This window comes from Streptomyces sp. NPDC002580, assembly GCF_042889485.1.
Lineage (GTDB): Bacteria > Actinomycetota > Actinomycetes > Streptomycetales > Streptomycetaceae > Streptomyces.
In genome coordinates this window covers 83145-109045 of record NZ_JBIAQZ010000018.1, presented here as the reverse complement: position 1 = coordinate 109045, position 25901 = coordinate 83145, and the positions used below count along the sequence as shown (strand labels likewise).

Here is a 25901-nt window from a genome sequence, read left to right as displayed (position 1 = left end):
TCTTCCTACCGTGTGCCAACACGTACCCGTCCCCACCGCACACGAGGAAGTGGCGCACATGGCCTCCCCAGCAACGGCTCCCCCGGCACCCGCGCGCCTGCGGCGCATCGTCGCCGCCAGTCTCATCGGCACCACCATCGAGTGGTACGACAACTCATCCGATCGGAGCTAGGACCTGCGGTTTCACCTCATGGATGGCCTTGAAGTCAGCTCGCACCCAGCACCGGAGCTCAACCGTGCTGGTGGGAGCGGCGGAGGGAGCTCGGGGCAGAGAGGACGGGGATCTGGAGGCCGCTGGAGGTCGCAGTTTGTCGATCTCCCGGGCCTCGAACGGCAGCCCGCCCAGGCTGAGCGGTGGGCCGGCGGGCAGTCGACGGAGCCACCCCCGTGCATCCGGAGCGGTCACCACCGGCGGCGGGTTGCCGACGCGGGCCATGGACCGGCGCCGGGAGACCGGGTCGTACACGGCGTACAGGCAGGTGGCGCCGACGAGCTGCTCGCCCACAGACCGTCGGTCGGCCCGAGCATCCACGGGGTTGAGACGACAGCGCCCTCCAGCGCGGTCAGAATCCGCGCCTCGCGGGCCACGTCGTGCGCCGACGCCAGCAGGCGACCCAGCGGTGGGCACCGCAGCACCCACCTGCGGCCCTCCTGGTCCCTTACCCGTCAGGTCAGACTCGACCGGCCGGGCCCGATCCGGTCAAAGACAGGCCGCCCTGCGAAGTCGACGCCCAGGGTCTTGAAGTCGCAGGTGCTTGCAGATGACGTGCGTGGTTATGGATGGGGACCTTGCTGACGTCAGGTTGTGGGCGAGTGAACTGGATGCTGGGCACGAGCGGTTCGTGCACGGGTTCAACCGGTCCGAGCCACGGGAGTCGCCGCCGGCCTCCGGGGCACCACACACCTGCCGGCCATCCGATCCGCCGGCCACCACCCGGCTGCCGCGCCCCTGGGTGTCCAACGGGCCGGTGGACGACGGTGCCGTGCCCACTTGACCTGCGCGACGGCGGGCGCGACCGAGGCGGCTCAGCCAAGCAGTTCAGCGCTGCCGGCCGGTTCGCGCCGCTCTTGCCCGTTGATGCGGTGCCGTTCGATGGACGAGCGCCGGTACACCTCCTGCCGCACCCGCTGAATCTCGCCGATGGGCCGGTGGTCCTCGCGTGAACGCCACGGCGTGATCGACGTGGCGTCGGCGGCCGCCAGGTTGTCGTCCCCGCCGATAGCCTGGCGCGGGAGATCCACCCGGGCGACCGTCACCCAGGGGGACAGGTCCTCGGGCCACTTGACGGACGTGTTGTCCACCTGCATACGGGCCAGATCGGTGTTGAGCTGGACCTGGAGCTCGAAGGAGTGGTCTCGCTCCGCGGCCTCGGCCACCAGGGTGCGGCGGAATGCCTCGTTGTCCGCGCGCACGTCCACGATCTGCTGCGTGATGGAGGCCAGGGACGCGGCGGTCGGCACGGTACGGATCTTGGCGATGTGTTCGCCGTACCGGAAGGCGCCCATGCTGTTGTAGGTGTACGACAGCAGGTTCCTGCGCGGGACCCCGGTGAACGACAGCATGGCGAGCAGTTCGTCCCACAGCCAGCTGTCGGGATCCGTGAGCGTCTGTCGACGGGTCAGGAACTCCGCCATCCAGGTCTTGCGGCGGGCCGGATCCACGAGGGCCTCGGGCAATTCGGCGAACAAATCCTCGATCACCATGTAGTCGTAGGCCGTGTTCGCGAAGAAGACATCGTTGTTGATCAGGTTGAGGTCGAAGGTGCCGCTGTCTCGTTCGTCGTCCAGCAGCGAGGGGCCGGAAACTCCGAACAGCTTGATGCCCATTCCGCAGGCCGCGCCCAGCTGGTGGTCGGGGCGGTCGTGGCCCAAGCCGTTCGAGTAGCGGACGACGGCGTCGTACGCGGTCGGCCGCGCGAAGATTCCCTGCCGGTAGAAGCCAGGATTGTCACCAACCGTGACCGTGGCCTTGAGGAGGCCGTAGGTCTTGCCGTGGGCCGTGCGGACAGCGCGGCCGACGGTCTCGCGCTCGACCGAGGCGCGAGTACGGCGCGCGACCTGGGCGACAACTGCTTCCAACTCCTCCTGATAGGAGGGGCGTTCGATGGGGCGGTAGTCCTCGTAGCGGACAGGATTCATTGTGGCGCCTCCCTCTCGTGGTGCACTGCACACAGACGCTAGTGTGCAATTCAATTGTGCACAACATAACTGTGGGCGATCACACGTTCCCAGCACCGAATCGTCGGTGCCGGCTACTCGTCGGCGCCCGGTGCGCGGGTGCCGATGTTCGCGTCCTCGTCGCCGGCGCCCGGGCCGGTGAGGGTGACGCCATCGCCACCGTTGAACTCCTGGCCACGGTCCACGTGCCGCACGTCGTTGACGGCAGAGGGGTGCGTGGTTGTGGCCTCTGTTGGCGCTGGGCGAGCCCGCTGACGATCAGGCGGATGCCGTGCACGGACCAGGTGGAGGTTCCTGTGCCGGGGAGCCCTGCCGGTGCTTCAGCCCACCGGCTTCCCCTGTGCTGCCCGGTGAGCCACTAACTGGTGGAAGAGGCGCTGATGCTGACGGAAGGACTGACGGAAGGACTGACGGAGGAACTGGCGGAGGGCCTCGCGGAAGGGGTTGCCGTCTGCGAGGGCGAGCTGGGGCGGCGGCCGCTGGAGGCTCGGGGGGTCGGCTTCGCCTTCACCGGTGGTGGCGCACTGGTGGTGGCGGGAGGCCGAGAGACCGATGACGTGCTGCGAGTCGCCGTTGGCAGAGGACGCCGGATCCCGTCACCGTTTCGGTCTCGGACGCCCTTTCGGGCCGGGTGCGTGGTCACACGCTCCGGTGAAGCCTGTGAATCGGGAACGCGGACCCCGGGCTCTTCGGGGGACGACTGTTCCGGGATCGAGGCTGCTCGTGGGGCCGTCGACTGGGGAAACACCGATGCGGTGGCCAGGCCTCCGAGTAGGGTGAAGGCGGCTGCGGCAAGAGACCGGACGGCATACTTCTTCAGCCGCGCCGGACGGTCGTACCGATCAGCCGACAGGTCTTGCGAGGCAGTCGGTGACCCGGGAAGGGGCGACCCGGAGGAGCTCGGTCCCCGACTCGAGCGGACCTCCGGCATCGCGGCCTCGACGGCCGGAGCACCGCCTCTCCGATCGCTCGGCTGTGCCATGCTGGGGTCATATGCCCCACACTCCGGGCAGGTAACGGCGCCGTTGAGCGTGCGGCTGCACGGGATGCAGTAGTCCATGAAGCGACCGTCCTCAGTCCTTGAGTTGACGGGAGCAAAGGTGCACCCAACCCGGGCGGCAGTCAGCGGCGGGGAGACGCCGCTTGGTTTGTTTCGGACCGATCTTTGACATGTACGAACCTCACTTACCGGTCTACAGGTGGGTCACCGGTTACTGGGTTCAACGGGTCGCATCGAATGAGCGCTCACCCGCAGGCTGAGAAGTGGGGTATGTAACTCTGCCGGAGCGCGACGGGCAGGCCGGTTCTCATGCCCGGTCGGACGCCTCCAGCTGGGTGGCCATGAGGTGGACGATCTCCGTCTGGTGCTGGGCCAGGAAGAAGTGGCCGCCGGGGAAGACCTTCAGCATGAAGGGGCCGTCGGTGTGCCCGGACCAGGCGGCGGCCTCCTCCACGGTGACCTTCGGGTCGTCGTCGCCGACGAGGCAGGTCACGGGGCAGCGCAGGGGCGGCCCGGCTTCCCAGACGTAGGTCTCGGCTGCGCGGTAGTCCGCCCGGATGGCCGGGAGGATCATGCGGAGGACCTCCTCGTCGCCCAGCAGCTGGGGGCTGGTGCCGCTGAGGCCGCGCATCTCGGCGACGAGGCCGTCGTCGTCGCGCAGGTGGAGGGTCTCGTCACGGTGCATGGACGGGGCGCGGCGGCCGGAGGCGATGAGGGCGGCGGGCACGACGCCCCGCTCCTGCTCCAGCCGTCGGGCGATCTCGTAGGCGAGGGAGGCGCCCATGCTGTGGCCGAACAGGGCGACGGGCCGGTCGGTCCAGGGCAGGAGGGCCTCGTAGACCTTGTCGGCGAGCGCCGGTACGGAGTCCAGGAGAGGTTCGGTGCGGCGGTCCTGGCGGCCGGGGTACTGCACGCACAACACGTCGACGCTGTCGGGCATGGACCGGGACACGGGGAAGTAGAAGCTGGCGGAGCCGCCCGCGTGGGGCAGGCAGACCAGCCGGACGCGGCTGTCGGGACGCGGGTGGAACCTGCGGATCCAGAGACTGTTGTTCTCGGTGAGCGGGGAGTTCACGGAGTCGTTCCTTTTCGGTTTCGGTTCGACCGCCTGCCGTGGCGGGGCGTTCGCCGGGAGGAGAAGGGGTGGGGCGCGGTCGGGCCGCGCCTACCGCTGGTCAGGAATCCGTGACGTCCTGCTTGATGATGCGCTCGACGTTCCGCTCCGCCAGTGCCGTGATGGTCACGAACGGGTTGACGCCGATGCTGCCGGGGACGAGTGAGCCGTCGGTCACGTAGAGGTTCTTGTATCCCGCGACGCGGCCGTAGTTGTCGGTGGCCTTGCCGAGGACGCAGCCGCCGAGCGGGTGGTAGCAGAAGTCGTCGGCGAAGGCTTTGATCTGCTTGCCGAAGAGGTCGTACCGGTAGACGGTGGCGTTGGCCTTGTTGATGCGGTCGAACAGCGATTTCGCGGCCGCGACCGCGGGTGCGTTCTGGTCCCGGGTCCAGCGCAGGTCCGCCCGGTCCTCGGCGGCGTCGTAGACGAAGGTGCCGCGCTCCGGGTTCTTGGTGATGGCCAGGTAGAGGCTGGCCCAGGTCTCGACTCCCGCCGGCAGGGGGGCGATCTCGGCGAAGACGGGGGTGTCCGGGTTGTCCCAGTCGTCGATGCCGAGGGCGGGGATCGACGACTGCTTGGTGCCCGTGGGGTTCCACATGTGGTTGGCGCGGGCGGTCATGATGTTGCCGTTGGGGCCCCAGCCTCCGCCGATCTCAGGGCTGAGGTTCGGGAGAGCGCCGGTCTCCCGGGCACGCAGCAGCAACTCGGTCGAGCCGAGGCTGCCCGCGCCGAGGAAGAGGTGGCGGCAGGAGATCTCCTTGGTCGCGAGCAGCGTGCCGTCGGCGTCCCTCTGCTCGACGGTCAGCGCATATGTGCCGTCGTTCTGCTGACGGATCGTCCTGACCTCGTGCAGGGTCTCGATGGTGACTCTGCCGGTGCCCAGGGCGGCCGCCAGGTAGCTCTTGTCGAGTGAGACCTTGCCGTGATTGTTGCCGTAGATCACCTCGGCGGCCAGCGCGGACTTGGGCACCGCGCCGTCCGCCTCACGGCGCATGTGGTCCCAGTCGTAGACGTTGGGCACGAAGGTGGTGCTCAGGCCCGCGTTCGAGGCCTGCCGGCGCGAGACACGCGCGAACGAGTACCAGTCGGTCCGCTCGAACCAGCTCTTGTCGATGTTGTTGACCCGGAGGGTGGAGTTCGCGCGGGGGAAGTACTTGGTGTACATCTCCTCGGCGTCGACCTGGGGCAGCACCTCCTCGAAGTACGAGCGCCGGGGCGTGACCGCCATGCCGCCGTTGACGAGCGAACCGCCGCCGACCCCGCGTCCCACGTACACGGACATCTGGTCGAAGTTGACCCGGTCCAGTACGCCCGCGTATGGCTCGATGTCCCGGTTGGCGAGGTCGAGCCACAGGAAGGAGCCGAGCGGCGCCTCGGTGCGGGTCTTGAACCAGCTGGAGCGCTTGTCGGGCTTGAGCATTCCGGAGAACACGTTGCCGTCCGGACCGGGCTGGTTCCACAGTCGGCCCATCTCCAGCATCAGGGTGGGGACCCCTGCCTCGCCGAGGCGCAGGGCGGAGACGGCCGCGCCGTAACCGGTGCCGACCACGACGGCAGGGACGAACGTGCCGCCGGAACCACTGGTTGCGGTGGCGGCGGCCGCCCGGGGGGCGGCGGTGATCGTGGTCTGCCCCCCGAGTGCGGCGGCACCCAGGACCGCCAGGCCGAGCATGCGGCGGCGGGACAGAGACTGGTGGGCAATCACGCTGTGGCTCCTGAACCTGGGGGAAAAGGTGAATCGGAACGCCGACCGGAGTGGCGGTCCGGGGTGGAACGGACCGTGTGGAGATCGCGCAATGGCCGTCGGCGACGTCCGGATCGGACGCGGGCCGACCCGGTGAAGGCCAGGCACGGCTGTTCGGTTGCCCGGGGCTCGGAAGAGGGCGTCACGGTACGGCCCGCTCCCGGGCGCGGGCAGAACTCACGCATGTCTTCAGGCGTCCGCCGGACCGGGCGGCAGAGGGCAGGACGCGGCCGGTTCGGGCCGTCCGGCGGCCCGGAGCCTGTGGTAGGCGCCGGTGAGGTGCTCGTCCACCGCGCGTGCACGCACACGAGCCGAGCCGCTCCGCCATGCGCTTGCCGGATACCGGGTGAGCGGCGAGTCCGGCGACCCCGCGTCCGGCCCGGGCGAACTCTGCCACGGCCACCCGCGCCAGCGGGCGCCCGGCGTGGGCCCCGTGCCCGCTCACTTCACGAAGTCGTCCACGACCTGGGGCGGCCAGGTGCCGACCTTGAGTACGCCCAGTGAGTAGGCACGGGAGACCAGCGCGGCGCGGTTGGGCACCTTCAGCTTCCGCAGCAGGCAGGTCACGTGGTACTCGACGCCCTGCCGGCTGAGGTAGAGGCTTGCGGCCAAGGGGATGGTGGAGACGCCGGCGGCGATGCCTTCGAGGATGCGCGCGTCCATCGAGGAGAGGATCTTCTTGCGTCGGGGCATCACAGGTGTCTGCTCGGCGTCCCCGGCCGTGGGCATCATGACCAGGATCGCGGTCGTGTCGGGCAGGACGCCGCGTACCGCGACCGCGGTGAGGGGAACGGTGAAGGCGGACTCCGCGCCGGGCCCCACGGCGATGACGGGCGTGACGAATCGCTGGTGTTTCCCTTCGAGTAAATTCGATAATTGACGCATCAACGGTTGCTGAACGCTCGGGTGCACGACGTCACGGAAATTGCGACCGCATATGTCCTCGGACGATCCGTTGAACTGAGTGAAGAACTCCTGGTTCGCCTGCTGGATGGTCAAGGTTTTATCGAGACTCGCCATGCACAGGCCCGGAGTTGCAGGTGCTGGACTCAGCAAGAGAGACCTCCCAGAAACTTGGGCGAAATGAACTCGGACGCCGGCGAACGGCCGTGAGGCTGTCGGCAGGGGCGTCATCGGCCCTGGGACCAGCGGTAACTCCAGATGCGAACATCGTGCGTCACGGCCCTTGCAGAGTTCTGGTCGAGCCGCTGGCGGCACCCTTGCCGCCGCTCGCCGTCGTTTTCCGGCCCTCTTGCCGAAATCCTTGCCGGACGCCTGACGCTTTCTTGCCAATCGCCGGATCTCCGGCTTGGAGGGCGTCGTTCGCCATGTCAGGATCCACAGAAGAAGGTGTGAGACCAGCCAGCTCGAACCGTCCGTCAGCCATATCCGCAAGCACGATGAGGACCGTTCATGCCTTTCCCTCCGCCCGTAGACGTGTCACCCGGGACGACCGGCCGGGCTGAGCTCCTCCTGAGCGTTCTGGGGCCCATGTCGGCGCGACACGACGGGCATGACCTGCCGCTCGGCCCGCCACGTCGGCGAACCCTGCTCGCCCTGCTGCTCGTCCGCCTCGGCCGCGTGGTGCCCACCGAGCTGCTCGTCGAGGAACTGTGGGGTGGCCAAGCGCCCCGACATGCCGTCGCCACCCTCCAGAGCCACGTCTCCCATCTGCGGCGGTCCCTGCGCGCAAAGACGGGAACAGGCCAAACTTCGGTGCTGCGTCATCGGACACCGGGCTACGTCCTCGATCTCGACCCCGAACAGGTCGATGCCTGCCGCTTCGAGCGTCTGGTCACCGATGGACGGCGACTGCTGGAGCAGCGCGATCCGCGCGCCGCGCATACACGGCTCACCGAGGCCCTGGGGCTGTGGCGCGGCTCGCCGTACGCGGAGTTCGACGGTCATCCGCCGCTCAGCGACGAGTGCACCCGACTCGAACAGATCCGGCTCACCGCCGTCGAATCCCGTGCCGAGGCACGGCTGGCTCTCGGCGCGGCCGAGGAGGTGGCCGCCGATCTGGACGGGGAGGCGCGCCGTCATCCCACGCGGGAGCGGCTGGTCGGCCACCTCATGACGGCACTGTCCCGGCTCGGGCGGCAGGCCGAGGCGCTCGAGGTGTACGAGCGGACGCGCAGTCATCTGGTCGAGGAGTTCGGCGTGGACACCGCGGCCGAGCTGCGCCGGGTCAGAAGCGCGATCCTGCGCCAGGAGCCGGGAGCGAGCGCCCCCTCGAAGAAGCCGTCTCCCCCACCGCTCGAGTCCACCGGAGCGTCACATGTCCCGCCGGTGATGAACGAGACCGGTGACGTCGGAGTACAAGTCTCCGAGGGCTTGCAGAACTTCGGGGCCTCCTGGAACGGCGGGACGGCCGTCACGGCCCGGGGGTACGGCCCGGCGGTGGCACCCGGCGGCGCGGGCGGGACGGACGAGTCCGGCACGGCCGTCGAACGCGAGGGGACCGCGGGGACCGACGCGCGCCCGAGGACGCGAACCGATGTGCCGCCGGGCCCGCGTGCGGATGCCGTCGGCACGCGGACCGGGTCGTCCCGGTCGCGGCCCGTACTCGGACCGGAGCACGAGCCGGCTGCCGCCCGGGAAGCCGGGGAGTCCCCGGAGTTCGAGTCGGGGTGGGCGCCTGCCCCCTCGCCGTTCACCGGCCGTGGCCAGGAGCTCGACCGCCTGACGACCGCCGCCGCGAGCGCGGTGGTGGGCCACGGCCATGTGGCCGGTGTCCTCGGCCCCCCAGGAGTCGGAAAGACCCGCCTGCTGCTCGAACTCGCGGTACGTCTGGAGAGCATGGACGCGCACGAGAACGGCTCCAGGCTGGAGATGCTCTGGAGCCACTGCTTCCCCGGCGAGGGCGTGCCCGCCTACTGGCTGTGGACGCAGATCCTGCGGCGGCTGTCCGCGACCCGGCCGGATGCCTTTCGCAAGGCGACGGAACCGTTCGGCGCCCTGCTCGCCCCGCTGATGCCCGAGCGGTCGGCGGCCCGGACCGGAGGCCCGGGATGGGCCTCCGACTGGTGCCAGGCCCGCTTCCTCGCCCATGACGCGGTCTGCGAGGTGCTGCTCGCCCTCGCCGGGCAACACCCGCTCGTCCTGCTCCTCGAAGATCTGCAATGGGCGGACACCGCATCCCTCGACCTGCTCAGGCTGCTGAGCACCCGCTGCCAGGGCCATCCGATCAGTATCGTGCTCACGGCGCGGGCGTTCGAGGCCGAGTCGGACGCGACGCTGCGCCGGATGGTCTCCGAGGTGCTGCGCGGCCCCAGGACCGAGACGCTGCGGCTCGGCGGGCTCTCCCTGCAGGCCGTCGGTGCCCTCGTCGAGGCACACGCAGGACCTGGTGTGGACCCGAAGGTCGTCGAGGTGCTGCACCGGCGCAGCGAAGGCAACCCGTACTCGGTGATCCAGCTTCTCTCCCTCGTGGACGACGCGCGCAATCTCCGTCGTCCGGATGCGGTCGACACGCTCCTGGCTCACATTCCCACCGGAGTACGCGAGGCACTGCACCAGCGGTTCGCCGCGCTGCCCGAGCCGGTCCTGCGGGTGCTTCACCTGTGCGCCGTCATCGGCGCCGAGGTGGACACCGACCTGTTGCACCGGACCGCCACGCACGACGAACCGGTCGTCGTAGGTCTGGAGTCGGCCATCCGTGCCGGCCTGCTCGGGGAGGACCCGCACCATCCGGGGCGGCTGCACTTCGCTCACGCCCTGGTCCAGGAGACGCTCGTCGACGAGCTCCCCCGTGAGGACCGCCACCGTCTGCACGCCAGGGTCGCCGACGCGCTGTGCGCGCGCAGGAGCGGGCAGGTGGGGGACGAGGAGGTCGAGCGGGTGGCGCATCACAGCTGGCACGCCAAGAGTGCGCTGCCCGCCGCCGAGGTGCTGCCCCGGCTGCTGCTCGCCGCAGAACACGCCGAGCAGTCCATGGCGTACGAGCAGGTGGAGATCTGGCTGCGCCGCGCCGTGCACCTGGTCGGCTTCCTGCCGCAGGACGATCCCGCCACAGGGAGGCTGGAACAGGACCTGCACATCCAGCTCGGCCAGGTACTCGCCACCACTCGCGGCTACGGCCACCCCGAGGCCGAGACGGCACTGACGCGCGGTCGCGCCCTCAGCACGGCCGCTCATGCCCCCGAGGACCCGTCGGTGCTCTGGGCGCTGTGCACGGCGTACATGGTCACCGGCCGCTACGACGCCTCACGGCAGTTCTCCGGCCTGCTGCGGAAGATCTCGCGGCAGACCTGGGAGCCCGTGGCGGCGCTCGGTGCGGCGTACGGCGAAGGCATCGTGCTGCATGTGCGCGGGATGCTCCCGCAGGCACTCGCCGAACTGGAGCGCGGCGTCGGCATAGCGGATCGTTTCGCCAACGAGAACCAGGCGCTGGCGCGAACCTTCCAGCACGACCCACGCGTCTCCTGCCGCTCCTACGACACCTTCACCCACTGGCTCCTTGGACACCGGCGGACCGCCGGCACGCGCCGACGCGAGCTGTTGAGCCTCACCGAGTACGAGAGCAGGCCGTCCGACCGCTCCTTCGCACTGTACGTGGACGGGGTCGTCGCGGCTTGGGAGGGCGACACCCGCACCGCACTCGCCTCGAGCGACGAGGGCATCCGCGTCGCGGGCGAACACGGACTGCTCTACTGGAAGGCGATGCTGGGCGTCGTCAGAGGGTGGGGCCTGGCGCACACAGGACATCACGACGACGGCCTCACCCTCATCCACACCTCACTCGCTGAACTGGGCCGGTCCAGGACCTACTTACGCCACCCGCTCCACCTGGGCCTGCTGGGCCAGGCGCAACATCACGGCGGGCGGACCGAGGAGGCGAGGACCACCTTCCGGAAGCTGCTGGCCGCCGTCGAACAACGCCGCGAGCGCGTGTACCTCCACCCGGCCCTGCCCGCGACCCCGCTGCTCCACGAACTGCTGAGCCACGGTGCCGACGACGCGCTCACGGGACGGGGCCCGGGACGGCACGGGCCCGGCTCCGGCCGACGAGCGTGATGGGTCCATGCTCTGCCTCGCCGGCCGACTCATCCGGTTCCGTGGCCCCGTGACGCGCCGCTGCGGGATTCAGCGAGCGGTGGCCCTGACCACTCGGCTCCCGGAGAGCCACCACTCGCACGGTCGCGGACCCCGGGCCTCACGGCCGATGCGGCTCAGTCCTCGTGGATCGTGATCGCCTGTACCGGACAGGCCATGGGGACGTCGCGCACCCGCGGGTCCGCCGCCGCGTCCTCATGTCCCGGGACCAGGGCGACCAGCGCGTCGTCGTCCTGGGTGAAGACGCCGGGTGCGGTCATGACGCACTGGCCGGAGCCGATGCACCGGTCGCGGTCGACGGTGATGCGCGTGGTGTGGCCGGTCCCGCTTCCTTCCGTTCCTTCCGCCCGGCCCCTCACCAGGTCACCGGGAGCTCGATCGGGCCCTGGGCGTCGTGGCCGGCCTTGATGGGCACCTCGTCCAGGGGTACGGCCAGCCGCAGGCCCGGGATGCGGGCGAAGAGCGCGCCGAGGGCGATCTCGAGTTCGGCGCGGGCGAGGTTCTGCCCCAGGCACTGATGGATGCCGTGGCCGAAGCCGACGTGGTGGCGTGCGGTGCGCCGGGCGTCGAAGACGCCGGGGTTCTCGTACGCCTTCGGGTCCCGGTTCATCAGTGTGATGGAGACCAGCACCGCGTCCCCGGCCCTGACGGTCTCGCCGCCGACATCGATGTCTTCCTTCGCCATCCGGACCAAGTAGTCGGAGACGGAGGTGAACCGCAGCAGCTCCTCGACCACTCCCGGGAGCGCACCGGGGTCGCGCAGCAGCACATCGGTCTGCTCGGGGTGCTGGATGAGCGTGAGGGCACCGAGGGCGATCGCGTTGACGGTGGTCTCGTGGCCGGCCACCAGCAGGACCAGCGCGATCATGACCACCTCGTCGTGGTCCAGCGCGCCCTCCTCCAACTGGCGTGCGATCAGCTCGTCCAGCAGTCCGTCCCCGGGCTCGGCCTGCTTCTTCCCGACCAGGCCGTGCAGATACGTGTACAGCCGGCCGAAGGCCGCGTCGGCCTCCGCCGATGTCGCGGCGCCCACGAAGTCGCGGGAGCACTCCTCGAAGAAGTCATGGTCGCCGTACGGGACGCCGAGGAGCTCGCAGATCGCCATGGAGGGCACCGGCAGGGCGAAGGCCGACACCAGGTCCACGACCGGCCCCTTCGCCAGCATGTCGTCCAGAAGCCGGTCGACGAGGCTCTGAAGCCTGGGACGGATGGCGTTCATGCGCTTGACGCCGAAGCTGGGGATCAGCATGCGCCGCTGACGGGCGTGCAGGGGGTCGTCGACGCCGATCAGCGGGAAGGCGAGCCCGCCGCGGCCCTCGGTGCGCCGGACGACGACGGGGAACTCCGGGTGCCCCCAGTCGGAGGACAGCCGGGGATCGACGAGCAGGGCCCGTCCCTCGGCATGCCCGGTGATCAGCCACGCCGGCCGGCCGTCGAACAGTGTGACTCGTGTCAGCGGGTTCTCGCCCCGCCATTGCGCGTAGGCCGTCGGCGGCTGGTACGGGCAGGTCCGGTCCTGCGGGAAGGTCGGGGCCTGCGGCCCGGTACGGCGGTTTTCGGTCTCGGTCATGTCGTGCCTTTCGAACGATCGGCGGTGCGGTGGTCCATCGGTGCGTGATGGGTTGTTGGACACGGGTTCCGGTCCGTCGGCGAGGCCGTGCGCGGTCCGGTCGGCACCCGGCCGACAGGCTCCGGCCCCTTCGCTGGCGAGTGGGCCGCGGGTCGCTGACACGGGCGCGGCCATGGTCGTCCGGCCGTCGGAGTGCCCGGTGGCCGACCGGACGCCGGACGCGTGCCGGGGCACGGAGGGACGAACCATCGCCGCGCTCGATGACGGCGGCCTCGGTGAACGGCACCGCGCGCCGGACCACCCGGGGACACGACCGCCGCCTCGTCGGGCCGTGCCGTGCGGCAGGCGGCTTCGGGGCCGTCGGCGCGAGGGCCGCGGCAGGGGCAGGGAGGTCACGGCGGCACGGAGACCGGCATGTGAAATCCCGCCGTCCGGCGGCAGTGTGCCCCGAAGCGGGTCGGCCGCCGGCGGCCTCGGCCGCCCGCGGCGCGAGGCGGCGACGCGGGGCGTGATCGGCGCACCCGGACGCGTGCGCCGATCACCCGCGGGAGCGGACCGTGGGTGCGCAGGTCACCAGGTGACGGGCAGCTCGTGCACTCCGTAGAAGACCATGTCGGTGCGGAAGCGGAGTTCCTCGACGGGCTTGGCCAGGCGCAGGGTCGGGAAACGGCGGAGCAGGGTCTCGAAGACGATCTGCAGCTCGATCCGGGCGAGTTGCTGGCCGATGCACTGGTGTGCGCCGAAGCCGAAGGCCAGATGCGGGGCGGGGCGGCGGGTGATGTCGAACCGCTCCGGCTCCTCCACGAAGGCGGGGTCGAAGTCGGCGGCGAGGACGTGCGCGACGACCTGCTCGCCCTCGGCGATGCGCACGCCACCGAGCTCGACGTCCCGGGTGGCGACGCGTTCGCCGCCGAACTGGCCGATGGTGAGGTAGCGCAGCAGTTCCTCGACCGCGTTGGCGACCAGCGACGGGTCCTCGCGAAGCAGGGCCAGCTGGTCGGGGCGGTCGAGCAACAGCGCCGCGCCGAGGCCGATCATGCAGGCGGTGGTGTCGTGGGCCGCTATCAGCAGGGTGCCGGCCGCGTTCATGAGGAACATGTCGTCGACGACGCCATCGGGGTCCTCTGTGGTGATCAGCGCCGAGATCAGGTCGTCCCCGGGGTCGGCCCGGCGCTCCTGGACGAGCTGGTGGAGCAGCCCGCCCAGGCGCATGCCGGCGGCCTCGGTGGCGGCGGCGTCCTGGTCGACCCGCATCATCGCCTCGGCGATGTCCTGGAACTCCGCCCGGCGCTCGACCGGGACACCGAACAGGTCGGAGATCACCATGGACGGCACCGGATCGGCGAAGGTCCTCACCAGATCGACCGGGCCGCCCTGCGCCTCGATGGCATCGAGGTGCTCGTCGACGATGCGCTGGATGTTCGGCCGGAGCGCCTGCATGCGCCGGACGGTGAACTCCTTGGCGAGCAGCTTGCGGTCCGAGGTGTGCTCCGGCTCGTCCTGCCACAGCAGGCTGCCGCGGCCGGGCTTCTGGGTGACGACGCCGTCCTGGGTGTGCAGTGCGTGGGGCACCTGGACACTGAACGAGGGGTCGCGTAACAGGGCGCGCACCTCCTCGTAACCGGTCACCAGCCACGCCTCGTCGCCGCTGGTGAAGGTGGCCCGGGTCACCGGGGCGGCCGCCCGGATGTCGGCGATGCCGTCCGGCGGCAGGAACGGACAGCTGCGGGCCTTGGGGACGGCGGGCACGTCGACGGTGGGCTCGGGCATGACTCTCCTTGCGCTGGTGGAAAGGGGGTTCGTACGGCGGGACGGTCAGGCGGCGGCGAGTTCGAGCGCGATCTCGCCGCGCCGGGGCGCGTTCACGAGGACGGCCATGTTCCCGGAGGGGTGCACGTTGTCGTGCATCATCTGGTGCATGCGCCCGATGTCCTGGAGGCCTTCGCAGACGGACAGACAGGGGTCGAGCATGCCGGCGCCGACGAGGCTGATGACCTCGCGGCACTGGCGGGTGTCGGCGTAGTGCGAGCCCTGGAGGCGCTTGGAGCGCATCCACAGATGGCGCAGGTCGACGTCGCCGTTGTAGCCGGAGGTGCCACCGCAGATCACCACCATGCCGGCGTTGTCGCACAGGTACATCGAGGTCGGCAGGGTGTCCTGGCCGCTGTGCTCCAGCACGATGCGCGGGGACCTGCGCTCGCCGAGGATCTCCCAGACCTTCTTGCCGACCCCGCGAGCGCCGCGCAGGAACCGCGCCGACGCCTCGGCGTCCCCGGCATCGGGCAGCCGGCCCCAATGATCGAAGTCACGGCGGTCGATGGTGCCCACCGCTCCGAGGCGGCGGCAGTACTCGGAGCGGTCCTCGCTGGAGACCACGGCGATCGGGATGCCGCCGGCCAGCCTGACGAGCTGGATGGCCATCGAGCCGAGGCCGCCCGCACCGCCCCAGATCAGCACGGGGTCGCCGGGGCGGACCGTGTTGCCCTGCCAGCCGAACAGCTGCCGGTAGGCGGTGGGCCCTGTGAGCAGGAAGGCCGCCGACTCCTCCCACGACAGATGGGCGGGCTTGGGATGGCACTGGTACTCGTCGACGCGGCAGAACTGCGCGAAGGAACCGTAGTTGGTCTCGTATCCCCAGGCCTTGATGCTCTCCGAGACCAGAGGGTCCGTGCCCAGCCGGATGTCCGCGGCGGCCTCGTCCCACTGGCCGCTGGTGAGCAGCACGTGGTCACCCACCTCGACGTTGCGGACGCCTTCGCCGACGGCCCACACCACGCCGGAGGCCTCCGAGCCTCCGATGTGGAAGTCCTCGGGCTGGCCCTGGCGCTGTCGCATGCCGATGACGTCGACCGGCTCGCCCAGCGAGGACCACACATTGTTGTAGTTGATGCCGGCGGCCATCACGTAGACCAGCACCTGGCCCCGGCCCACCTGGGGGGTGTCGACGACCTCGGTGCGGAACGCCTGCTTGGGCTCTCCGAAGCGGTTCTGGCGGATCACCGACGCGTACATCTGCCGCGGGACCTCACCGAGGGGCGGGGTCTCGCCTATCTCGTAGAGAGGCTTCGTCATGGTTTCTCTCCCACATCTGCTCTGTCCGGGTCCGGGGTGCCCGCGGTGGTCGCGGGCCGGTCATGCGGTCGTTGCGTCAGAAGGCGCGGCAGGGCCGGACGGATCGGTGACGACGTCCGCCAGCCAGGAATCCACCGCCGCCGCGGTGCTGCCGGCGTGGTCCTCCAGCATCGAGTAGTGGTTTCCGGTCACTTCGACGATCGTGTCCACGTGCTCGGGCGGTGCCGCGCGCCCGTCGCCGTCCGCGGCGTCGGCCAGCATGGGCTCGCTCGCCCGTACGAGCAGGGTCGGCGCGGCGATCCGCGGCGCGGCCCAGCCGTCGAACAGGCACATGTAGCGGCCCATCGCGGTGAGCTGCTCGCCGCCGGACCTCATGAAGTCCAGGCGCTGCGACTGCGCCTGGGCCATCGCGTTGAGCACCTGGTGGTCGAAGGGGGCCTCGCGGCTGAAGCTGTCGACCATGACCACGGCCGCGGGCCGCTCGCCCATGGCCTCCAGGTGTGCCGCCACGCCGTGGGCGATCCAGCCGCCCGAGGAGTAGCCGAGCAGGACGACCGGCTTTCCGCCGGCGCACTCCCGTACGGTCTGCGCGTGCAGGCGGAGCACGGCATCCGGATCGGACGGGACCGGCTCGCCCTCCTCGTAGCCGGGGTTGACCAGTGCCCACACGTCCAGCCGGTCGCGGAAGGGGGCGGCGAACCGCGCGTACTGGTGCGCCCCGGCCGGTACGACGTACGGCGACAAGCACATCAGCGCGAGGGGACGGTCGCCTTGCGACAGCCGTACCGGGGCGGGCCGCCGGTCCAGTTCCTCGGGCCGCTGGAACGAGGGCCGGAAGCGGGCCGCCTCCATCAGCATCCCCATGGCCTCGGCGGCCGTCCCGTTCTCGCTCGCGTGCCGGTAGAGCTGCACCAGCATGTCGGCGGGCCGCTCCTCCGCCGTGCCGTGGCCGGCGCCCCGGAGCCGCGTCAACAGGTGCCTGGCGAGCCTGGCGGGCGTGGGATGGTCGAAGGCCAGTCCGGCGGGCAGGCGGACACCGGTCGCCGCCGACAGGCGCCGCCGCAGGTCGATCGCGGTGAGCGAGTCGAAGCCGAGCTCCAGGAAGTGCGCGGTGGGCGGCACGTCCTCGGCCGACGCGTGGCCGAGGACCACGGCGCTCTGGGCGCGGATGTGCTCCAGCAGCCGCTCCTCCTGCTCGGCCGGGGCGAGTGCGGCGAGCTCGGTCGCCAGCGCCGCTTCGGCGCCGGTCTCCTCGCCGGCGGTCTGCTCGGCCTCCAGGAGCCGCTGTACGTCGGGCAGGTCGGCCAGCAGCGGGCTGGGCCGTCCGACGGTGAAGGCGGGCAGGAACTTCTCCCAGTCGATCGGGGCGACGGTGAGGGCCGCCTCGTCGTGCTCGACGGCCTGGCGCAGGGCGGTGATCGCGAGGTAGGGGGCCATGAGGCCCAGGCCCCGCCGCTCGCCGCGCTCCTGGACCGCGTCGTCGACCATGCCGCCGCCCGCCCAGCCGCCCCAGGCGACCGAGGTCGCGGTCAGACCGCGGGCCCGCCGCCGCAGTGCCAGGGCGTCGAGGAAGGCGTTGGCGGCGGCGTAGGAGGCCTGCCCGCCGCTGCCCCAGACGCCGGCACCGGAGGCGAAGAGGACGAACGCGTCCAGCTCACGGCCGTCGAGCAACTCGTCGAGGTGGATGGCGCCGGTGACCTTGGCGGCCGCGGCTTCGGTGAACTCGTCGAGACCGGCGTCGGCCAGCGGGGACGACCGTGCCGTGCCGGCGGCGTGCAGCACCGCGGTGAGCGGGTGCCGGGACTCGATGCCGGCGAGCAGCCGGGCGACCGCGTCACGGTCGGCGATGTCGCAGGCGACGATGGTCACTTCGGCGCCCAGGGCGGTCAGCTCCGCGTGCAACTCCCGTGCACCGGGGGCGTCGGGCCCGCTCCTGCTGGTGAGCACCAGGTGCTGCGCGCCCGCACCGGCCAGCCAACGGGCGAGGTGCCGGCCCACGCCACCGGTTCCGCCGGTGACCAGGACGGTGCCGCGCGGCTGCCACGGTGTCGCGGGCTCCACGTCGGCGGGCCGCGCCCGGACCAGGCGCCTGCCGTACACGCCGTCGGCCCGTACGGCGAGCTGATCCTCATCGTGCCGGGCCAGCGCCCCGGCCAGTCGGCGCAGCGCGTGCTCGTCCAGCTTCTCGGGCAGGTCGACGAGACCGCCCCAGCGCCGGGGCAGTTCCAGTGCGGCGACGACGCCCAGGCCCCAGAGCTGTGCCTGGCCGGCGTCGCGCAGCGGGTCGGTGGCTCCGGTGGACACGGCTCCGCGGGTCGCACACCACAGCGGTGCCTGGACGTCCGCGTCGCCCAGCGCCTGCACCAGGGTGACGGTCGCGGCGAGGCTCGCGGACAACGTGGGGTGGGCGGGGTGGCGGCCGGGGGCGAGGCCGAGCATCGACAGGACACCGGCGGGCTGTTCGCCGCCGAGTTCCTCGGTGAGCCGTTCCGCGGCCTGCGACCGGTCGCAGTCGACGGGGAGTTCGACGACCCGCACCTTGGCGCCGTGGGCGCCGAGCACGCCGACGACGCAGGGCGCCCACTGCTCGTCCGCCATTCCGGCGGGGAAGACGGCGAGCCACAGGCCGTCCAGGCCGGGGGCCGGGTGGTCGGTCAGCCGCCGGAAGGAGACTCGGTAGCGCCAGCCGTCCAGGGTGGACTTCTCGCGACTGCGCCGACGCCACGCGGACAGCACCGGCAGCGCCGGGCCGACGAGGTCGGCGTCATCCGCCCCGAGTTCATCGGCGAGCCCGGACAGGTCCGTGTTCTCCACCAGCTCCCAGAACCCGGCCTCGACCGGATCGGTGCCCGCTGGCACCGGGTCGGCGCTCTCCAGCCAGTACCTCTGCCGTTGGAACGCGTACGTCGGCAGGTCCACGCGCCGTACCGGACGCCCGGCGAAGGGAACCGTCAAGTCGACGTGCACGCCGCTCACCTGCAGTTCGGACACGGAGCGCAGGAAGCGGTCCATGCCGCCCTGGTCCCTGCGCAGCGAGGCGCCGGTCACGACGTCGGCACCGGCCTCCTCCGCGGTCTCCTGCACCGAGCCGGCCAGCAGCGGGTGCGCGCTGCACTCGACGAACACCCCGTGCCCGTCCGTCAGCAGCGACCGTACGGTCCGCTCGAACTCCACCGTGTGCCGCGCGTTGCGGTACCAGTACTCGGCGTCCAGGGTGGTGGTGTCCAGCACGGTGGCGGTCACCGTGGAGTAGAAGGGGATGTCCGCCGCGCGCGGCGCGACCGGGGCGAGCAGCTTGAGCAGTTCGGGGCGCAGGCTCTCGACCTGGGCGGAGTGCCCGGCGCCGGTGGCGCCGCGGACCCTGCGCACGCGCACGCCCTCGGCTTCGAGTTCCGCCAGGAGTTCGTCGACCGCGTCGGGCTCTCCGGAGACGGTCAGGGCGGCGGGCCCATTCACGGCGGCGACCGACAGCCGGTCCCCGTACTTCTCCAGCCTCGCGCGCACGCGGTCGGCGGGCATGGCGACCGCGAGCATGGCGCCCTTGCCGATGAGCTTGGTCAGCGAGCGGCTGCGCAGGGCCACGATCCGGGCCGCGTCGTCCAGGGTCAGCGCGCCCGCGACGTACGCGGCGGCGACCTCGCCCTGCGAGTGGCCGACGACGGCGGCGGGCGTCACACCGTAGGAGCGCCACAGGGCGGCCAGCGACACCATGACGGTGAACAGCGCGGGCTGGGCGACCTCCACCTCGGCCACGTCAGGCGCGTCGGGCTCGGCGCGCAGGACGTCGAGCAGCGGCCAGTCGAGGTAGGGGGCGAACGCCTCGGCGCAGGCCTTCGCCCGCTCGGCGAAGACCGGGGCGGTGTCCAGCAGTTCGCGGGCCATCCCGGTCCACTGCGAGCCGTGGCCGGGGAAGACGAAGGCGACCTTGCCGGAGGCCTCGGCGGTGCCCTGGACCACGGTGTCCGCGGGTTCACCGTCGGCGAGCGCCACGAGCCCGGCCCGCAGCTCGTGCCGGTTGCGGCCGACGACCACGGCCCGCTGCTCCAGCGGCGTCCGCGTGGTGACGAGGGCGCGGCCGACGTCGGGCAGCGAGAGCCCTTCGGCACGGTCGAGGTGGTTCAGGAGCCGGCGGGCCTGCTCGCGCAGGGACCGGGCGGTCTTCGCGGACAGCGCCCACGGGAGCACGTCCAGGGGTCGGGCGGCGGTCGCGTCCTGCGCCGCGGGGGTCTGTTCGCCCTCGGTGGCGGGCGCGATCCGCGGGGCCTGCTCGATGATGGTGTGCACGTTGGTGCCGCTCATCCCGAACGAGGAGACGGCCGCACGCCGTGGCCTGTCCCGGTCGGGCCAGGCGGTCTGCTCGGTGAGCAGGCGCACGTTCCCCCTGGACCAGTCGACGTCCGGGGTCGGCTCATCGACGTGCAGCGTCCGCGGCAGGACGCCGCTGCGGATGGCCATCACCATCTTGATGACACCGCCGACGCCCGCGGCCGCCTGCGTGTGGCCGATGTTGGACTTCAGCGAACCGAGCCACAGCGGCCGGTCCCCGGAACGCTCCTCGCCGTACGTGGCCAGCAGCGCCTGTGCCTCGATCGGGTCGCCGAGCCGGGTCCCGGTGCCATGGGCCTCCACGGCGTCCACCTCGTCCGCGGCGAGCCGGGCATTGGCCAGCGCCTGCCGGATGACCTGCTGCTGGGCCTTGCCGCTGGGCGCGGTCAGGCCGTTGGAGGCGCCGTCCTGGTTGACCGCGCTGCCCCGCACGACGGCGAGGACCTCGTGCCCGTTGCGGCGGGCGTCGGACAGGCGCTCCACCAGGATCAGGCCCACGCCCTCGGCGAAGCCGGTGCCGTCGGCGGACGAGGAGAACGCCTTGCAGCGGCCGTCGGCGGACAGCGCGCGCTGCCGGCTGGACATCGTGAACGCGGACGGTCCGGCCATCACCATCACTCCGCCGGCCAGTGCCATGGAGCACTCGCCGCCCCGCAGCGCCTGCACGGCGAGGTGGAGGGCGGTCAGCGAGGACGAGCAGGCGGTGTCGACGGTGACCGACGGGCCCTGCAGGCCGAAGGTGTAGGAGAGCCGGCCGGAGATCACGCTGGCCGCGTTGCCGCTGGGGAGGTAGCCCTCGACGCCGTCGGGCACCTTGAGCGGGCGGCCGGTGTAGTCCTGGTAGCCGGAGCCGACGAAGACGCCCGTGGCGGTGGAGCGCATCGCGTGGGGGGCGATCCCGGCGCGCTCGAAGGCCTCCCAGGTGGTCTCCAGCAGCAGGCGCTGCTGCGGGTCCATGGCGACGGCCTCACGCGGGCTGATTCCGAAGACCGCGGGGTCGAACTCGTCCGCGTCGTGCAGGAATCCGCCCTGGGTGGTGTACGTGGTGCCGGGGTGATCGGGGTCCGGGTGGTAGAGCCGTTCGACGTCCCAGCCGCGGTTGCCGGGGAAGCGGGAGATCGCGTCGCGGCCGGAGGCGACCAGCTCCCACAGGTCCTCGGGTGAGCGCACGCCGCCTGGGTAGCGGCAGGCCATGCCGATGATGGCGATCGGCTCGGCCGGCACCGCGGCGGTCGCGGCGACCGTGGCCACCGCGTCCTGGCCGCCGGTGAGTTCGGTGAGCAGGTGGGCGGCGAGGTCCGCGGCCGTGGGGTGGTCGAAGACCAGCGTCGTGGGCAGGGCGAGGCCGGTGGCCTCGTTGACGCGGTTGCGGAGTTCCACCGCGGTCAGGGAGTCGAAGCCGAGGTCCCGGAAGGGCCGGTCGGTCTCGACGGCGCCCGCTCCGCGGTGGCCGAGGACGGCGGCGGCGTGCGTGCGCACGAGGTCCACGAGGGCCCGTGCGCGGTCCTCGTGCGACAGCCCGGCCAGGCTCTCGGCGAGCGCCCCGGAGCCGCGGCCCGCTTCGGGGGCGTCCTCCGTGAGGGTCGCGCGCACCTCGGGGAGGTCGCCGAGCAGCGGGCTGGGCCGGCCGAGGGTGAAGGACACGATGAAGCGCGGCCAGTCCACGTCGGCCACGGTCAGCAGGGTCTCGTCGCGGTCGAGCGCGTGCTGCAGGGCGGTGATCGCCGATGCGGGGGTCATCGCGCGAAGGCCGCGGCGGCGCAGCCGCTCCTCGTCGTCGCCGTCCTCGACCATGCCGCCGTCGGCCCAGGGGCCCCAGGAGACGGCGGTCGCGGTGAGTCCGCGGTCGCGGCGCCGCCGGGCGAGACCGTCCAGGAAGGCGTTGCCGGCGGCGTAGGCGGCCTGGCCGCCGCTGCCCCAGACGCCGGAGACGGAGGAGAAGAGGACGAAGGCGTCGAGCTCCTGGTCGCCCAGCAGTTCGTCCAGGTGCGCCGCGCCGCCGGCCTTGGCTGCGAGCGCGGCGGCGAAGCCGGCCGGGGTGGTGGCGTCCACCGTGCCGGCGTCGGCGACCCCCGCGGCGTGCACGACGGCGGTGAAGGCGTGCTCGGCGAGCAGGGCCGCCACGGCGTCGCGGTCGGCCACGTCGCAGGCGGCGAGCGTGACGCGGGCACCGAGGGCTTCCAGTTCGTCCCGCAGGGCGGCGGCGCCCGGGGCGTCCGCGCCTCGACGGCTGGTGAGGACGAGGTGTTCGGCGCCGCCGCGCGCCAGCCAGCGGGCGACATGGCCGCCCAGCGCACCCGTACCACCGGTGATGAGGACGGTGCCGCGGGGCTGCCAGCGGCGGGTGGCCTCCCGTGCCGGTGCGTGGGCGAGCCGCCGGGCGAAGACGCCGGAGGCACGAACGGCGAGCTGGTCCTCCTCCCACCGGCCCGTCAGCGCCTGTCCCAGCACGTCGGCCAGGCGTGCGGCGGCCTGGTCGTCGACGGACTCCGGCAGGTCGATCAGGCCGCCCCAGCGCCGGGGCAGCTCCAGGGCGACGGTGCGGCCCAGGCCCCAGACCTGGGCGTGCCGGGCGTCGCGTACGGCGTCGGAGCCGCTCACGGCCACCGCACCCGAGGTGAGGCACCACAGCGGGGCGTCGACGCCCGCGTCGCCCAGGGCCTGGACGAGCAGCAGAGTGGGCAGCACGGGGTCGCCGGTGACGAGCAGGGACAGCACGCCGTCGACCGGTCCGATCCCGGCCAGTTCCCCGGCCAGACCGGCGCGGTCGCTCGCAGCGCCGACGGCCAGCGTCTTCAGAGTGGCGCCGCGGGCGGTGAACGCGGTGCGGACCGCGGCGGTCTGCTCGTTCTCCTCCTCCGGCACGGCGAACAGCCAGGTTCCGCCGATGCCGGCCGGAGCGGGCTCGCCCAGGCGCTTCCACGACTCGCGGTAGCGCCGGCCGTCCACGGTGGACTGTTCCTTGCGCTGCCGCCGCCACGACGACAGCCTCGGCAGCACGTCGCTGAACGCGTCCCCCGCCCCGATGTCGAGCGTCTCGGCGAGGGACTGCAGGTCCTCGCGCTCGACGGTCTCCCAGAACTCCGCGTCCACCGGATCCACCGCCGGGGCGGCGGCAGCGGTTTCCGGGGCGTCGACCCAGTACCGCTCGTGCTGGAAGGCATAGGTCGGCAGGTCGGTCTTCCGCGCACCGGCGAAGAACGAGCTCCAGTCCACGGACACGCCGTGCGTGTGCAGATGGGCCAGCGCCGTCACGACGGCCTGCCGCTCGGGGCGGTCGGCCCGGAGCACGGGGACGGTGACGATGTCCTCCGCACAGCCCTGCGCCATGCCGCTCAGCACACCGCCCGGACCGATCTCGATGAAGGTCTTCACGCCCAGGTCGTGCAGGGTGCGGACGCTGTCGGCGAAGCGGACGGTCTCGCGCACGTGCCGGACCCAGTACTCGGGGGTGTAGGACTCGACAGGCTGACCCGTGAGGTTGGAGACGACGGGGATCCGCGGCTGCTCGAAGGCCAGGCCACGGACGACCTCGGCGAACTCCTCCAGCATCGGGTCCATCAGCGGCGAGTGGAACGCGTGACCGACTTTCAGCCGGGACGTCTTACGGCCCTGCTCGGCGAAGCCCGCGGCGATCGCCAGGACCGCCGTCCCGACACCGGAAACCACAACCGACGAGGGGCCGTTGACCGCGGCGATGCCCACCCCGTCGGTGAGGTGGGGCAGGACTTCCTCTTCGGTGGCCTGCACGGCAACCATCGCGCCGCCCGCGGGCAGTGCCTGCATCAGCGCGGCACGCGCGGACACCAGTTTCGCCGCGTCGCCGAGGGACAACGCACCGGCCACGTGCGCGGCGGCGATCTCGCCCACGGAGTGGCCGGCGACGAAGTCGGGCCGGACGCCCAAGGATTCGAGGAGCCGGAACAAGGCCACCTCGACCGCGAAGAGGGCGGGCTGGGTGCACCCGGTCCGGTGAAGCGTCTCGGCATCGACGTCGACGGGGGCGTCCAGGTGCGCGCACACCTCGTCGTAGGCCGCGGCGAAGGCGGGGAACGCCGCGTACAGTTCGCGCCCCATACCGATGCGCTGCGATCCCTGCCCGGAGAAGAGGAAGCCGGTCCTGCCGCCGGCCGGGCGCCCCGGCAGCACACGGGACGAAGGGGTCCCGGCGGCCAGGTCCGCCAGCCCGAGGAGCAGTTCCTCATGGTTCCTCCCCACGACCGCGGCCCGGTGACGCATGGCCGCGCGAGTCGTGGCCAGCGACAGTCCGACGTCCTGGGGCCGGACCTCGCCCCGTACCAAGGGCAGCAGCCGGGCCGCCTGGGCCCGCAGCGCCGCGTCGCTCCTGGCGGAGAGCACCCACGCCAGGGGGCCGTCGGCGGGAACCCCCGCGGGCTCCTCGTCCTGGGCCGGCGGGGCCTGCTCGATGATCGTGTGGGCGTTGGTGCCGCTGACGCCGAAGGACGACACGGCAGCACGGCGCGGGTGATCGGTCTCCGGCCACTGGACGGCCTCGGTGAGCAGCCGTACCGCGCCCGCCGACCAGTCCACGTGCGGCGTCGGCTCGTCCACGTGCAAGGTCCGCGGAAGCACGCCGTGGCGCATGGCCATGACCATTTTGATGATGCCGCCGACGCCCGCGGCCGCCTGCGCGTGGCCGATGTTGGACTTGAGCGAGCCCAGCCACAGCGGCCGGTCCTCCGGCCGCTCCCGGCCGTACGTGCCGAGCAGTGCCTGTGCCTCGATGGGATCGCCCAGCGTCGTGCCCGTGCCGTGCGCCTCGACCACGTCGATCTGGGCGGGAGACAGGCCGGACGATGCCAACGCCTGGCGGATCACCCGCTGCTGCGCGGGGCCGTTCGGCGCCGTCAGACCGTTGGACGCACCGTCCTGGTTCACAGCGCTGCCCCGAACCACCGCCAGCACCTGGTGCCCGTTGCGGCGGGCGTCGGACAGCCGCTCCACCAGGAGCAGGCCGACGCCCTCGGCCCAGCCGGTGCCGTCGGCCCCGGCGCCGAACGGCTTGCACCGTCCGTCGGGGGCCAGCCCGCGCTGGCGGCTGAACTCCACGAACGCGGTGGGCGTGGTCATCACCTGCACGCCGCCGGCCAGCGCCATGGAGCACTCGCCGCCCCGCAGCGCCTGGATCGCCCAGTGCAGCGCCACCAGCGACGACGAGCACGCCGTGTCGACGGTGACCGCCGGGCCCTCCAGGCCGAAGGTGTAGGCGATGCGACCGGACATCACACTGGCGGAGTTGCCGGTCCCGAGATGGCCGTCGGACTCGCCGCCCACCCCGACCAGGAGGTTGACGTAGTCCTGGTAGCCGGAGCCGACGAAGACTCCGGTACGGCTGCCACGCACCGAATCCGCGTCGATACCGGCGCGCTCGAACGCCTCCCACGTGGTCTCCAGCAACAGGCGCTGCTGCGGATCCATCGCCACGGCCTCACGCGGGCTGATCCCGAAGAACCCCGGGTCGAACTCCCCCGCGTCGTACAGGAATCCACCACGGCGCGTGTACGTCTTCCCCGTCGCCTCCGGGTCCGGGTCGTAGATGTCCTCCACGTCCCAGCCCCGGTCCGCCGGGAACCCGCCGACCGCGTCACCACCGGCGGCCACCAACTGCCACAGGTCCTCGGGCGAACGCACCCCGCCCGGATACCGGCACGCCATGCCGACGATCGCGATGGGTTCCTGGTCCTTCTCCTCGACCTCGCGAAGGCGCTCCCGGGCCTGACGAAGGTCTCCGGTGACGCGCTTGAGATACTCGAGAAGCCTGTCTTCGTTGCTGCTCATCCGCCTCATCCGTCCTCGGCTGTCGTTAAAGGTAGAGCGCCAA

General features: G+C 71.8%; 10 protein-coding genes and 1 pseudogene. 1 reads left to right on the top strand and 10 read right to left on the bottom strand.

Features of this window, described 5'->3' with window-relative positions; translation table 11 throughout:
• Nucleotides 1-310 precede the first annotated feature (310 nt).
• From ACFYW7_RS36480 to ACFYW7_RS36460, 5 genes and pseudogenes are all read right to left on the bottom strand, one after another.
• Nucleotides 311-502, bottom strand: a pseudogene (locus tag ACFYW7_RS36480) (SpoIIE family protein phosphatase); the annotation flags it as partial.
• A gap of 524 nt (nt 503-1026) precedes the next feature.
• On the bottom strand, nt 1027-2139 hold the full coding sequence (locus ACFYW7_RS36475; protein WP_389510519.1) for a catalase family protein: 1113 nt from the start codon (nt 2137-2139) through the stop codon (nt 1027-1029).
• Between the two features lie 1346 nt (nt 2140-3485).
• Nucleotides 3486-4253: a thioesterase II family protein gene (locus ACFYW7_RS36470; RefSeq protein ID WP_389510517.1), complete on the bottom strand. Its 768-nt coding sequence runs from the start codon at nt 4251-4253 to the stop codon at nt 3486-3488.
• Between the two features lie 100 nt (nt 4254-4353).
• Entirely contained in the window at nt 4354-5964 is a 1611-nt protein-coding gene (locus tag ACFYW7_RS36465; protein ID WP_389510521.1) for a GMC oxidoreductase, read from the bottom strand.
• A 513-nt stretch (nt 5965-6477) separates the two neighbouring features.
• Nucleotides 6478-7056 carry a LuxR C-terminal-related transcriptional regulator gene (locus ACFYW7_RS36460; protein ID WP_389510515.1) on the bottom strand — a complete coding sequence of 193 codons (579 nt, stop codon included), beginning with the start codon at nt 7054-7056 and terminating at the stop codon, nt 6478-6480.
• A gap of 471 nt (nt 7057-7527) precedes the next feature.
• Between ACFYW7_RS36460 and ACFYW7_RS36455 the strand changes: the two genes are divergently transcribed.
• Entirely contained in the window at nt 7528-11052 is a 3525-nt protein-coding gene (locus ACFYW7_RS36455; RefSeq protein WP_389510511.1) for a BTAD domain-containing putative transcriptional regulator, read from the top strand.
• A gap of 155 nt (nt 11053-11207) precedes the next feature.
• Here ACFYW7_RS36455 and ACFYW7_RS36450 read toward each other — a convergent pair whose 3' ends face one another.
• The 5 genes from ACFYW7_RS36450 to ACFYW7_RS36430 form a co-directional block, all read right to left on the bottom strand.
• The gene (locus ACFYW7_RS36450; protein ID WP_389510508.1) at nt 11208-11450 is read right to left on the bottom strand and encodes a ferredoxin; all 243 of its coding nucleotides are present in this window, start codon (nt 11448-11450) and stop codon (nt 11208-11210) included.
• A complete protein-coding gene (locus ACFYW7_RS36445) occupies nt 11447-12661 on the bottom strand; it encodes a cytochrome P450 (protein WP_389510506.1) in 1215 nt (404 codons plus the stop codon). The genes ACFYW7_RS36450 and ACFYW7_RS36445 overlap by 4 nt, the downstream gene beginning before the upstream one ends.
• A gap of 570 nt (nt 12662-13231) precedes the next feature.
• Entirely contained in the window at nt 13232-14431 is a 1200-nt protein-coding gene (locus ACFYW7_RS36440) for a cytochrome P450 (RefSeq protein ID WP_389510504.1), read from the bottom strand.
• A gap of 45 nt (nt 14432-14476) precedes the next feature.
• Nucleotides 14477-15733 carry a crotonyl-CoA carboxylase/reductase gene (gene ccrA / locus ACFYW7_RS36435; RefSeq protein WP_389510502.1) on the bottom strand — a complete coding sequence of 419 codons (1257 nt, stop codon included), beginning with the start codon at nt 15731-15733 and terminating at the stop codon, nt 14477-14479.
• A 60-nt stretch (nt 15734-15793) separates the two neighbouring features.
• Nucleotides 15794-25867: a type I polyketide synthase gene (locus ACFYW7_RS36430; RefSeq protein WP_389510500.1), complete on the bottom strand. Its 10074-nt coding sequence runs from the start codon at nt 25865-25867 to the stop codon at nt 15794-15796.
• Nucleotides 25868-25901 lie beyond the last annotated feature (34 nt).

Coding starts and splice junctions, on each gene's coding strand:
- ACFYW7_RS36440 (WP_389510504.1), bottom strand. CDS start 14,431: ATGCCCGAGCCCACCGTCGACGTGCCCGCCGTCCCCAAGGCCCGCAGC.
- ACFYW7_RS36430 (WP_389510500.1), bottom strand. CDS start 25,867: ATGAGGCGGATGAGCAGCAACGAAGACAGGCTTCTCGAGTATCTCAAG.
- ccrA (WP_389510502.1), bottom strand. CDS start 15,733: ATGACGAAGCCTCTCTACGAGATAGGCGAGACCCCGCCCCTCGGTGAG.
- ACFYW7_RS36475 (WP_389510519.1), bottom strand. CDS start 2,139: ATGAATCCTGTCCGCTACGAGGACTACCGCCCCATCGAACGCCCCTCC.
- ACFYW7_RS36465 (WP_389510521.1), bottom strand. CDS start 5,964: ATGCTCGGCCTGGCGGTCCTGGGTGCCGCCGCACTCGGGGGGCAGACC.
- ACFYW7_RS36455 (WP_389510511.1), top strand. CDS start 7,528: ATGTCGGCGCGACACGACGGGCATGACCTGCCGCTCGGCCCGCCACGT.
- ACFYW7_RS36460 (WP_389510515.1), bottom strand. CDS start 7,056: ATGGCGAGTCTCGATAAAACCTTGACCATCCAGCAGGCGAACCAGGAG.
- ACFYW7_RS36445 (WP_389510506.1), bottom strand. CDS start 12,661: ATGACCGAGACCGAAAACCGCCGTACCGGGCCGCAGGCCCCGACCTTC.